Source organism: Nocardia sp. JMUB6875, from assembly GCF_041154655.1.
Lineage (GTDB): Bacteria > Actinomycetota > Actinomycetes > Mycobacteriales > Mycobacteriaceae > Nocardia.
Genome location: NZ_BAAFGR010000064.1, coordinates 1 through 12,327, shown reverse-complemented (window position 1 = coordinate 12,327; position 12,327 = coordinate 1). Strand labels below are relative to the sequence as shown.

10 protein-coding genes are annotated in these 12,327 nt (G+C 68.7%); 3 read left to right on the top strand and 7 right to left on the bottom strand.

Going from position 1 to position 12,327, the window contains the following annotated elements; translation table 11 throughout:
• Positions 1-32: 32 nt before the first annotated feature.
• Positions 33-1,628: a glycoside hydrolase family 13 protein gene (locus tag ACAM49_RS18230; protein ID WP_369636720.1), complete on the bottom strand. Its 1,596-nt coding sequence runs from the start codon at positions 1,626-1,628 to the stop codon at positions 33-35.
• Between the two features lie 134 nt (positions 1,629-1,762).
• A complete protein-coding gene (locus ACAM49_RS18225) occupies positions 1,763-2,167 on the bottom strand; it encodes a globin (RefSeq protein WP_369636719.1) in 405 nt (134 codons plus the stop codon).
• 225 nt (positions 2,168-2,392) lie between these two features.
• Here ACAM49_RS18225 and ACAM49_RS18220 point away from each other — a divergent pair, with 225 nt between their 5' ends.
• Complete coding sequence (locus ACAM49_RS18220; RefSeq protein ID WP_369636718.1) at positions 2,393-3,124, top strand: HNH endonuclease; 732 nt, start codon at positions 2,393-2,395, stop codon at positions 3,122-3,124.
• 7 nt (positions 3,125-3,131) lie between these two features.
• Here ACAM49_RS18220 and ACAM49_RS18215 read toward each other — a convergent pair whose 3' ends face one another.
• Positions 3,132-3,761: a helix-turn-helix domain-containing protein gene (locus ACAM49_RS18215; RefSeq protein WP_369636717.1), complete on the bottom strand. Its 630-nt coding sequence runs from the start codon at positions 3,759-3,761 to the stop codon at positions 3,132-3,134.
• Positions 3,762-3,835: 74 nt separating this feature from the next.
• Between ACAM49_RS18215 and ACAM49_RS18210 the strand changes: the two genes are divergently transcribed.
• Positions 3,836-4,585, top strand: coding sequence for an AzlC family ABC transporter permease (locus ACAM49_RS18210; protein ID WP_369636716.1), 750 nt, complete (start codon positions 3,836-3,838; stop codon positions 4,583-4,585).
• 31 nt (positions 4,586-4,616) lie between these two features.
• Positions 4,617-4,934, top strand: a complete 318-nt coding sequence (locus ACAM49_RS18205; RefSeq protein WP_369636715.1) for an AzlD domain-containing protein — start codon at positions 4,617-4,619, stop codon at positions 4,932-4,934.
• A gap of 13 nt (positions 4,935-4,947) precedes the next feature.
• Here ACAM49_RS18205 and ACAM49_RS18200 read toward each other — a convergent pair whose 3' ends face one another.
• The 4 genes from ACAM49_RS18200 to ACAM49_RS18185 form a co-directional block, all read right to left on the bottom strand.
• Entirely contained in the window at positions 4,948-5,673 is a 726-nt protein-coding gene (locus ACAM49_RS18200; protein WP_369636714.1) for a dienelactone hydrolase family protein, read from the bottom strand.
• A gap of 71 nt (positions 5,674-5,744) precedes the next feature.
• On the bottom strand, positions 5,745-6,419 hold the full coding sequence (locus ACAM49_RS18195) for a hypothetical protein (RefSeq protein WP_083913275.1): 675 nt from the start codon (positions 6,417-6,419) through the stop codon (positions 5,745-5,747).
• Between the two features lie 13 nt (positions 6,420-6,432).
• Positions 6,433-6,828, bottom strand: a complete 396-nt coding sequence (locus tag ACAM49_RS18190; RefSeq protein WP_369636750.1) for an acyl-CoA thioesterase — start codon at positions 6,826-6,828, stop codon at positions 6,433-6,435.
• A gap of 95 nt (positions 6,829-6,923) precedes the next feature.
• Positions 6,924-11,825: an NAD-glutamate dehydrogenase gene (locus tag ACAM49_RS18185; protein WP_369636713.1), complete on the bottom strand. Its 4,902-nt coding sequence runs from the start codon at positions 11,823-11,825 to the stop codon at positions 6,924-6,926.
• Positions 11,826-12,327: the final 502 nt, after the last annotated feature.

Here is a 12,327-nt window from a genome sequence, read left to right as displayed (position 1 = left end):
GGACCTTTTCTCGAGGCCAACCAGGGCTGTCTTCAGACCAGCCACGCCGTCGAGTTGGCCGGCAGTTTCCTTCCGTTGATCGGTGCGCTCGTCAGCAGCACGTCCCCGGCGGGCAGCAGAATCGGCGCGTCGGTGGCATTGAGCACGCACAGCAATCCGCCCTCGCGGCGGAACGCCAGGCAGCCCGGCGGGCTCCCGTACCACTCCAGCCCGCCCGCGAATTCCGGCCGCGCGGCCCGCGATTCGATGGCCATCCGATACAGCGACAGCATCGAGTCCAGCCGCTCCAACTGGGTCTCCACGGTCACCGCCGCCCACTCCGGCGGCATGGGCAGCCACGGGCGCCCGGTGGTGAAGCCGAACGGCGGCCGGTCCCCCTCCCACGGCAGCGGCACCCGGCAGCCGTCCCGGCCGCGCTCGGTGTGCCCGGAGCGCTCCCAGGTCGGATCCCGCAGGACCTCCTCGGGCAGGTCGTCGACGTTCGGCAGCCCCAATTCGGCGCCGTTGTAGACGAATACGGCACCGGGCAGCGCCAGCTCCACCATGATCATGGCCCGCGCCCGCGCCTGCCCGACGGATCCGCCGCCGTAGCGGGTGACCTCGCGCTCGATGTCGTGATTGGACAGCGTCCAGGTGGGCGAGGCCGCGACCCCGGCGACCGCGTGCAGCGAATTGTCGACGGCGGCGCGAATCCGCTCCGGCTGGAACGGGGTTTGGGCCAGCCGGAAGTTGAAGGCCAGGTGTAGCTCGTCCGGGCGGACGTATTCGCCGAAGCGGGTGTTGTCGTTGACCCAGACCTCGCCGATGGACACCGCGTGCGGGTACTCGTCCATCACTTTGCGGATGCGCCGGTGGATCTCGTGCACACCGGGATTGTTGAAGCGCGGATCGTCGTCGTCGAGGTGCAGCATCTGGGTCGGGATGTGCTCCATATCGGGCAGGCCCTCCGGCTTGGCCATGCCGTGCGCGACATCGAGCCGGAACCCGTCCACCCCGCGGTCCAGCCAGAACCGCAGGGTCTGCTCGAAATCGGCTGCCACCTCCGGGTTTTCCCAGTTCAGATCGGGTTGCTCGGCCGCGAAGATGTGCAGGTACCACTGCCCGGGTCTGCCGTCCGCCTCGGTCACCCGGGTCCAGGCCGGACCGCCGAAGATGCTCGGCCAATTGTTCGGCGGCACAGCGCCGTCCGGCCCGCGGCCGTCCTGGAACCAGTAGCGCGCCCGCTCCGGACTGCCCGGCCCCGCCGCCAGCGCCGCCCGGAACCACGGGTGCTGATCGCTGGTGTGATTGGGCACCAGGTCCATGGTCACCCGCATGTCCCGGTCGTGCGCCTCGGCGATGATCTCCTCCAGCGCCTCGATCCCACCGAAGAGCGGGTCGATATCGCGCGGATCGGAGACGTCGTAGCCGCCGTCGGCCATGGGCGAGCGCATCACCGGGCAGATCCACAGCGCGTCCACCCCGAGTAGTTCGAGATAGCCCAGCTTGTCGCGTAATCCGCCCAGATCGCCCACCCCGTCACCGCCGGAGTCGGCGAAGGAACGCGGGTAGACCTGGTAGAACACGGCCGATCGCCACCACGGGACCCCCGCGTCCCCATCCCCGGCAGCTACCGAAATGTCACTCACAGCCGTAATGGTGCCAAAGCACACCGACTTTCGCGGGTGCGTTGTCAGTACTTGTCCAGTTTCAGCAAATGATCAGCGGCGTCCTGCGGACAAGCGGAAACCCTGTGGGACGCTGCGACTTCTGCGGAACGAATTCAGAAAGGCGAGTTCATGAGCGAATTGGCGGCCATCTCGAAGTAGTTGAGCAGCTGCTGCCGGTGCTCCGCGTCGAGCACCTCGGGCTCGATCTCCGCCACCGCGATGTGCATGGCCCGCAGCCACGCGTCGCGCTCGATCGGGCCCACCTTGAACGGCATGTGCCGCATCCGCAGCCGCGGATGCCCGCGCTCGTCGGAGTAGGTCCGCGGCCCGCCCCAGTACTGCTCGAGGAACATTCGCAGCCGGCGCTCGGCGGGACCCAGATCCTGCTCCGGATACAGCGGCCGCAACACCTCGTCCGCGGCCACCTCGCGATAGAAGGCCGCCACGATCCGGTGGAAGGTCTTCTCACCGCCCACGGCCTCGTAGAAGGATGTTGCGGTCTGCTCGCCGGAAGTCACGCCCCCATTGTGCCCGTGCCGTCGATTCGCGGCCCGTTTCGGGGTCTCGACCGGGCGATCGGGCACCCGGAAAAGCACCCGTGCACAACCGTCACATCCTGTTCATCCGAATGTGCCCCGCAATGTGGTGAAAGAGATGGCATTGTGCGCGAAACCATGGTCAACTGGGTGGCAGTCTGCCGAGATACCACACAATCGGACGAATACGAAACCGGGGTATGGCCCATGAAGCAGCGGCACGGCGCCCGTCACGAGGCGCGCACGCATCGACAACTCCAGCCCGCCGACGTCCACAATCGTGGGTCGGGGGCTACTCCGCTGCATTTATTGTCCGAACATTCTCATTCCGAGCATCACCCGGCCGCGCATCCCGAGCCGGCCCATCCGGGCGACCATCGCGAACATTCGCATCATCCGCCCACCGCAGCACCCGTTCCCGCCTGGGCCAAGCGCCGCGTGCTGCTTCTGAACGCCACGTACGAGCCGCTCACCGCCCTGTCCGCGCGTCGCGCCATCGTGCTGCTGATCTGCGACAAGGCCGATGCCGTGCACGACAATCCGGAGGGTCCGGTCGTGCATTCCGCCGGGACCTCGGTGGCGCTCCCCTCGGTGATCCGATTACGCACCTATGTGCGCGTCCCGTACCGGGCACGGGTACCGATGACCCGCGCGGCCCTCATGCACCGCGACCGCTATCGCTGCGCCTACTGCGGCGGCAAGGCCGAGACCATCGACCACGTGATTCCGCGCAGCCGCGGCGGCGCGCACTCGTGGGAGAACTGCGTCGCCTCGTGCGCGCCGTGCAATCACCGCAAGGCCGACAAACTGCTGAGCGAACTGGGCTGGGTGCTGCACCATCCGATGGTCGCCCCGAAGGGCCCGCACTGGCGCCTGCTGTCGGCCAGTTCCGAACTGGACCCGACCTGGCTGCAGTATCTCGGCGAGGGCGCGGCCTGAACGCCGGTCAGCTGTATTCGCTGATGAGCATGCCCCAGGTGCCGGGCTCCAGCGCCGCGAAGACGTGGGGCATATCGCCGGGGTAGCAGATGTAGTCGCCGGGTTCGAGCTCGACGGGAGCGTCGGCGGGGCCGACCCGCGCGCGGCCCGCGCACAGCACGACGTGTTCGACGACGCCGCGGCTGTGCGGATCGGACTCACGGGGATGGCCGGGCTCGGCGGTGAGGCGGTAGATGTCGCGCCGGACCGCGGGCGGGGAGGCAGCCAGCAGGGCGATGCGGTACTCGGACTGGCCCGAGGCGAGCGCCGGAGCCTGTCCCGCGCGAATGACCTGAACCTGTGGGCTCGGGGGATCCAGCAGCCGGGAGAACTGGATGTCCAGCGCGATGCAGAGTGCCCACAGGGTTTCGATGCTCGGATTGCCGGAGCCCGATTCCAGTTGGGACAGTGTCGATTTGGCGATTCCGGCGCGACGCGCGACCTCGGTCAGCGAGAGTCCGGAGCGGGCGCGCTCCCGGCGCAGGGCGGCGGCGATGGCCTCTTGCGGAGACTCTGGAGCCTCTGCCGGGGGCAGCGGAATCTCCGACTGAGGCACCTCCCGCAGCGGCGCAGGCAGGGAGCTGTCTGGCTGGGTCATGATGAGGTTCACAGTACCGGGACACAGGGGTGTCCCTTTGACTAACCCGGCCCGCTGTGTTCATTATAGAAAACATGCGTTCGGCATGGCGAACACTCGATCGGGGTGTGCTCACAGGTATCGCGGCGATCTGCCTGGCAGTCGCCATGATCGGCATATCCTACGGCGCTACCGCGGTGACCTCGGGACTGCCCGGCTGGTTGCCGGTGCTCATGAGCATCGCCGTGGTCGCGGGCGGCTCGGAGTTCGTCTTCATCGGCATCCTCACCGCGGGCGGCGGCCTGGTCGCGGCCGTGCTGGCCGGGCTGCTGGTCAACGCGCGGCACCTGCCCTACGGCCTGTCCGTCCCCGATGTGGTCGGCACCGGCTGGCGGCGGCTGCTCGGCACCCACGTCATGAACGACGAATCGGTCGCCATGGCCATGGCCCAGCCGGATCGCGACCGGCGGCGCGCCGCCTACTGGCTGTGCGGCCTCGCGGTGCTGGCGGCCTGGCCGCTCGGCGCGGCCATCGGCGCGGTCCTCGGCTCGGTGGTCCCGGACCCCAATGCCTTCGGCCTCGACGCCGTCTTCCCGGCCGTGCTGTTCTCCCTGGTCCTGCCCGCCCTGCGCGAACCCCTCACCCGCACAGCCGCGTTGGCCGGTGCCGCGGTCGCGGCCGCGACCACCCCGTTCCTGGGCGCGGGCCTGCCGGTGCTGCTGGCGCTGACCGCCGTGCTGCTGGTCGTGCGGCGCGCCGGTGCCGCCGAATCCGATTCGAGCGACGAGACCACCGCGGAGAGCCTCACCACCACCAACGCTGCCGCCACGGCCGGATCCGTCTGATGCGAGCCACCTCCGGGACGACGGTGCGGCGATGACCAAGGCGCTGCTGATGGGTGCGATGGCATTGGCCATCGGCACCTTCGCGTTTCGCTTCGCGGGGCCGATGCTGCGCAGCCGGGTGAAGATCTCGCCGCGCACCGTTCGGCTGCTGGAGATCGCGTCGGTAGTTCTGCTCACGGCGCTGGCGGTCACCACGCTGATGCCCTCGGGCGGTAGCCAATTCGGGTGGGCGCTGCCCGCGGGCGTGCTGGTCGCGGCCGGGCTGGCGTGGAAGCGGGCGCCGCTACTGGTGGTGACCCTGTCCGCCGCTGTGGTCACCGCCGGGCTCCGCGCCTTCGGCATCCACTGACCCGCTCCCCCGTTCAGCGGAGCAGATCAGCCAGCTTCGACCATGCGTCCTCGGCGAATTCGGGGCGGTAGGAGTCGCGGCCGGGGAACAGGAAGCCGTGCGGGGCGGGGTCGTAGACGACGATGTCGTGCTGGATGCCGTTGGCGCTCAGGGCTTCTTCGAGTTCGTCGCGGGCCTCGGCATCGATCAGCGGGTCTTCGCCGCCGAAGAACAGCAGGATGCGGCCGGTGATGCCGGGGGTGGCCTCGACGGTGGGTTCCGGTGTGGACAGCGGGATGTCGGTGTTGGTCAGCCAGCCGGGGTAGAAGGCGGCGGTGGCGGCCAGCGGGAGCTGGGTCGCGGCGTAGTAGGCGACGTGGCCGCCCGCGCTGAAGCCGACCATGTTGAGGGAGACGGCGTTTCGGCGGCGCAGTTCGTCGAGGCAGGCGGCGACGTCGTCGACGACCTCGGGGCGCTCGAGGGTGCGCAGCAGTTCCAGGCCGCGGTCGCGATCGACGTGCAGTTCCAGTTCGGCGCGCGGGGCGACGCGATGGAACAGGTCCGGCATGACGACGATGACGCCCAGTGTGGCGAGACGGTCGGCGGCCGCCCGGGCCGTCGCGTGCAGGCCGTAGATCTCATGGCCCACAACAACTCCGGGGTAAGCGCCCGGCTCCGCGGGACGCGCCACATAGGCGCTCATTACGGATTCGCCGACCTTCAGGTCGACCCACTCGGTCACGATCGCGACATCGCTCATGCCTACCCAAGGTAGAGCACGCGCGCAGTTCAGCCGCCAGTCACGGGTGCGAAGGCCCCGGCGGGCGGGAATCAGTGCGCGAGCAGCGGCAGGGCGGGGCCGCGGCGGCGGGCGACGGAGCCGTAGCGGGCGTCCAGGCGCAGCCAGGTGCGGGCCGCGCGGACGCGCACGATCTCGTCGACCGAGATGCGCCGGGAGTCGGTCTTCTCGCCGCCGTGCGGAATGAAATCCATAGCGGCGAGGGCGAACACGACCCGCATGGGCACCTCGACCTGCTCGCCGCCGCCGGACACGGTGAGCACCGTCTGATCCAGCAGGGCGGCGGGCGGACCGTGGCGGCTGCCGTGCTCCTCCGCCAATTCGGCTCCGCGCTCGGCCAATTCGACGAGCATGCGCGCGGGCACATCGTCGATATGGACGAACCCGGCCTCCGGCGGCAGCGCCGCCCGCCAGGCCGAATCCATGGCGAAGCCGAGGCCAAAAGCCTTGGCCGCGTCCGGCCCGTGCAGGCCCGCGAGGATGGCGTCCCCGCCGACCGACACGTCGTCCATCCCGAGTTCGGCCACCACCGTGCGCACCGCCAGCGCCTCGAAACCGGTTCCGGCCCAGGCGGAGACGTAACGGTCCCCGCGCCGGCGCAGCCGGATGACCGCCGCCGGGTCCAGGCGCAGCGCGTGCGATATGAAGGTGGCCAGGTTCTCGCGTTCCGCGGGATCCGGAACGTGCAGGGTCAGCTGTCCCGACAACGGTCGTTCTCGGTCAGTCCGCCAGCCACAGCGACAGGTAGTCCCGCTCCGCGGTGGTGAGGCGGCGTAGGCGCTGGGTGTCGATGTCGAAGGCGGCCAGCTGGGTGGAGGCGATCACCGCGGGTGCGGAGTCCGGGGCGGCGCCGGCGGCGCGCACCTCGTAGCCCACGGTGAAGTCCACCGCGCGCAGCCGCTCGATCCACATGGACACGTCCAGGGGCGTGTCCTCGTGCCGCAGCTGCCCCTTGTACTGCACGCGCAGGTCGGCAAGCACACAGCCGGTCCGCAGCTTGACCGTGGGCCGCTCGTCACCGAACAGCCACGGGATGCGGGCCTCCTCCAGCAGCGTCACCATGCGGGCATGGTTGATGTGCTGGAAGGCATCCATATCCGACCAGCGCACCTCCACCTTGGTGTGGAAACGCTTGGGCTCGCCCGGAGCCGGGAGATCTCCCGGCTGGGGCGTCGCCGTCTTGGCATGGCCGTTCAGCGAACCGACACTCGTCAACGCGGTACCTCCGATTGCGCGCCCACCCCGCTCACCATGCTGCGCACCTGCCGCGCCGCAACCGACAGCGTGGCCAGGTCGTGGGTTCCGGACTCGAACAGTTCCGACAGGGCGCTGCGTGCACGACCCAGCCGGGACTGGTTTTTCGACTCCCAGTATGCAATTTTCTCCTCGGCCGTCTCCTCCGGGTCACCGGCGGAGAGCACATCGAGGGTCAGCGAGCGCAGCGAACCGTACATGTCGTCGCGCAGCGCGAGGCGGGCCAGCGCGTGCCAGCGGTCGCCGCGTTCCAGGTGGCTGACCGCCTGCAGCAGCCAATCGATCTTGAGGTGGTCGTTGAGCGCGTAGTACAGCGCGCCCACCTCCTCACCGCTGCGATCGGTGATGTCGGCGATGTCCAGGACGTCCAGCAGCGGGAACTGGTTGAGCAGGCCGAACACCTCGGTGGCCAGCTCCGAGGGCGCGCCCTGATCGACGATTGCCTGGGACTGCATATTGAGGGTGTCGATGTGGTGGCCGCGCAGCCAGCCCGGCACCTTCGGCGAGAGGGTGCGCACGCCCTGGGCATAGCGGTGGATCTCCGCGCCCACCGCCACCGGCTGCGGGCGGTTGTTGAGCAGCCAGCGTGAGGCCCGGTCGAGGGTGCGCTTGGTCTCGAGCTCCAGCGCGTCCTTCATGCTCGTGGAGACATCGGCGGCGCGGATGCGGTTCCACACCGCGTGCAGATCGAAGATCTGGGTGGCGGCGGTGAAGGCGCGCACCGCATCCGAGGCCGAGGCTCCGATCTCCTCGCCGAGGCGGAAGGCGTAGGTGATGCCGCCCAGATCCACCACCTCGTTCACCAGCATGGTGGTCGTGATCTCGCGGCGCAGGCGGTGGCGCTTGATGGCGGTGGCGAAGCGGGTGCGCAGCGGGGTCGGGAAGTAGCGCGGCAGGCGCGCGGAGAAGTAGACGCTGTCGGGCAGGTCGCTGGCGAGCAGTTCGGTCTTGAGCGAAAGCTTCACGTGCGCCATGAGATTCGACAACTCGGGCGAGGTGAGGCCGGTGCCCTGTTCCACCCGCAGCTTCATCTCCGCGTCGCTGGGCAGCGCCTCGAGTTCGCGGTCCAGGCCGCGGCGCTCCTCGAGATCCTCGATGACGCGCTGGTGCACGTTCAGCATGCGCGGGGCCTCGGCCCTGGACATGCCCATGAGGATGTTCTGGGAGACGTTGTCCTGCAGCACGAGTGCGGAGACCTCGTCGGTCATCGAGGCCAGCAGCGGGTTGCGGTCGGCCTCGGGCAGCTCACCGCTCGACACCACGCCGTCGAGCAGGACCTTGATATTGACCTCGTGGTCGGAGCAGTCCACGCCGGCGGAGTTGTCGAGGGCGTCGGTGTTCATCTTGCCGCCGTGGCGGCAGAACTCGATGCGGCCGTGGGCGGTGACGCCGAGGTTGCCGCCCTCGCCGATCACCTTGACGCGCAACTCGTTCGCGTTCACCCGGACCACGTCGTTGGACTTGTCGCCGACATCGGCGTTGGTCTCGTTGCTGGCCTTGATGTAGGTGCCGATGCCGCCGTTCCACAGCAGTTGCACCGGGGACTTCAGGATGGCCTTGATCATCTCCGGCGGGGAGAGCGCGGTGATGTCGGCGGCCAGGCCGAGCACCTCGCGCACCTCCTCGCTGACCGGGATCGATTTCACCGTGCGGTCGTAGACGCCGCCGCCCGCGCTGATCAGCGACCGGTCGTAGTCGGCCCAGGAGGAGCGGGGCAGGGCGAACATGCGCTCGCGCTCGGAGAACGACACCGCCGCATCGGGATTCGGGTCCAGGAAGATGTGGCGGTGGTCGAACGCGGCGACCAGGCGGATGTGGCGCGAGAGCAGCATGCCGTTGCCGAACACGTCACCGGACATGTCGCCGATGCCGACGACGGTGAAATCCTCGGACTGGGTGTCGATATCCATCTCGGCGAAGTGGCGCTTGACGCTCTCCCACGCGCCCTTGGCGGTGATGCCCATCGCCTTGTGGTCGTAGCCCACCGAACCGCCGGAGGCGAAGGCGTCGCCGAGCCAGAAACCATAGGACTGGGCAACATCATTGGCGATATCGGAGAAGGTGGCGGTGCCCTTGTCGGCGGCCACGACGAGGTAGGTGTCGTCGCCGTCGCGGCGCAGCACCCGCGCGGGCGGGATCACCGCGCCGGTGGCGCGATCCACGTTGTCGGTGACATCGAGCAGGCCGGAGATGAAGGTGCGGTAGCAGGCGATGCCCTCGGCCTGCAGGTTCTGGCGGTCGGCGACCGGATCGGCGGTGGCGGCGGGCGGGTTCTTGACCACGAAACCGCCCTTCGCGCCGACCGGGACGATGACGGCGTTCTTGACCGCCTGCGCCTTGACCAGGCCCAGGATCTCGGTGCGGAAGTCCTCCAGGCGATCCGACCAGCGCAGGCCGCCGCGCGCGACCGGGCCGAAGCGCAGGTGCACGCCCTCCACCCGCGGCGAGTAGACGAAGATCTCGAATTGCGGTCTGGGCTTGGGCAATTCGGCGATCTCCTGCGGTTCCACCTTGAACGACAGGTAATCCCGGGCCTTGCCCTCGGCATCGGTGACGTAGTAGTTGGTGCGCAAGGTGGCCTTGATCAGACCGAGCAGGGCGCGCAGGATGCGGTCGGCGTCCAGGCTCACGACCTCGTCGATGCGGTGGCGGACCGCGGCCTCGAGTTCGGTGGCGTGGTCGGGATTGGCCGAGTCCGGGTCGAAGAGGGCGGCGAACAGGTCGACGAACATGCTGGCCGCTTCGGGATAGGTCAGCAGGACGCGGGTGATGGCGGCCTGGCTGTAGGGGAATCCGGCCTGCTGCAAGTACTTCGAGTAGGCGCGCAGGATGGACACGCTGCGCCAGTTCATGCCCGCGCCCAGCACCAGTTCGTTGAGGCCGTCGGCCTCGGCGCGGCCGTACCAGAGGGCCTCGAACGCGTCGGTGAAGCGTTCCCGCAGGCCGCGCACGTGGGCGTCGAGGGCGTCCAGCCGGCCGACGGACTCCACCAGTTCGGCGTCCATATCGCGGTCCAGGGCGCTGCGCAGCAGTTCGGGGCGGGCCAGCAGGCCGAAGTCGTAGACCCACTGTTCGGGGCCGTGATCGAGTTCGACCTGGTGCGGGCGCTCGTCGATGACCTCGACGCCGAGGCTCTGCAGCAGCGGGAGCACCTGGCTCAGCGAGATGCCGCTGCCGCCGACGTAGAGGGTGAAACGCCATGAGCCCGGGGAGGAATCGAGGCGGCGGTAGAGGTGCTGCGAGATACCGCCGTCGGCCAGGCCCTGCAGGCGCAGGATGTCGGCGACGGCGCGCAGGGGCTCGAAGTCCTCCTTGTAGCTCTCGGGGAGGGCCTCGGCGTAGCGCTGCGCGACAACGGGATCCAGGCGCGCGGAAGTGGCGACCTCGTCGCGCAGGTGGTCGTCCCAGGTGCGGCTGGCCTCGGCGAGCAGGTGCTGGATGCGCAGGCGGTTGGTCTCGGAGCTGTCCGCGGCGGCGCCCTGGTCGGGCAGGCGCACCGTGAAATACACACTGGCGAGGTCGCTTTCGGACACGCGCGCGGAGTAGTCGATGGAGACGCCGCCCAGTTCGCGCATCAGGATGTCCTGCATCTCCAGGCGCACGCGGGTGGTGTAGCGGTCGCGCGGGAGGTAGACCATGCAGGCCACGAAGCGGCCGTAGCCGTCCATGCGCATGAACAGCCGGACCTGGCGGCGCATGCCGACATTCAGGACCGCGCTGGCGGTGCGGCGCAGGGCGTCACCGTCGGAGGAGAACAGTTCGGTGCGGGGGAATGCCTGGATGACCTCGAGCATCTCCTGGCCGGAGAAGGAGTCCAGGTCGAAGCCGCTGGCCTCGATGATGGAGCGCACCCGGCGGTTGATGACCGGGATGTCGAGGACGTTCTCGTGCAGGGCGGTGACGGTGAAGACGCCGATGAACAGGTGCTCACCGGTGACCGTGCCGGATTCGTCCATTTCGGCGACGCCGACGAAGTAGGGGTAGACGCCGCGGTGCACGGTGGCCGGGACCAGGCCCTGGGTCAGCCTGAGCAGGGACTCGTCGCCGCTGTTGTCGGGGACGCGGAAGTCGGTGCCGACATTGGGGCGCAGCACGCCGAGGCTGGTCTCGGGCAGGATGACGGATTTGGCCTGGCCATCGACGGTGCTGCGCTCGTAGCGGGCGTAGCCGAGGACGGTGAAGTGGCCGTCGGCCAGCCAGCGCAGCAGGTCGGCGCAATCGGTGAGATCGGTTGTGGGGAAGGCGGATCTACCGGCATCGGCCGCGGCGTCGAGTTCGCCCGCGACGTGCTCCTGGGCCTCGCGCATGGCCTCGGTGTCCTCGATGACGCGGCGCACGTCGGTGAGCACGTCGGGCAGCGAGGTCTCGATCTGCTCGAGCTGGGCGCGGCTGGTGGCGGGGTGCAGCTGGATGTGCATCCACGACTCGCGCAGGGCGGTGGAGCCGTTGCCGTCGACCTCGTGCGGGACCGCGGTCTGCAGGGTGCCCTCGGCGTCGCGGGTCACCTCGAAGATGGGGTGCACGATCTCGCTCACGCTGACGCCCAGGCGGCTCAGCGACGAGGTGACCGATTCGACCAGCAGCGGCATATCGTCGGTGACCAGCTGCACGGCGACGCCGAGGCCCGCCTCGTCATCCGCCTGGTACACACGGACATTCGCGGTGCCGGGGACACGCTGGATAGCCAGGTCGACGTGGCAACGGAAGATGTGGGTAGAGGTCGCGGGAATGGCGCAGTCCGCGTCACCGGCGTCGACGTGTCGGAAATACGCCTCCTCCAGGGTTACGAGATTGCCCCGCAAGGACGCGGGCAAACTCGCAGCCCAGGCCGCGCTGGACAATTCGGACGAGACGGTCATTTTCGCCAACTCCTCGGATTCGGTTCCGTAACAAAGTGACGCCGATGCGAGAGTAACTGGGCGCAAGATGTGCCGGGCTGAATTCCTCTCAATGCCGCGCCGCGTCTCACAATACGGACGAACCAGACGGTTCGCGGCTCACTTCACCTGCCCGAAATCACCAGGTCGCCCACGACAAACCTTGCACCAAAACACATTTCACGCAAACGTGCGAATGCGAAACCACACAGTTCGCTACCCGATAGCCGTTAACGATCTCGGCCCCGGCCCGCCATCCAGCGGTCCACGAACCATCCAGCAACCAATCACTAGACCAACACGAAAGCGACCAACCGGCCACCTCCGCCCCGCTCCAGCCATTCGCTCCGCGGTGTCACTCCTCAGCAGGCCCCATCGACCCACCACACGACAAGCTACTCCCCTTGCCCCACACCGCGTTTCGTACACCGTCAGCTCACCCTCACCACACCTCAACAGTGCGTGTGACCTGCACTCCCCCAAC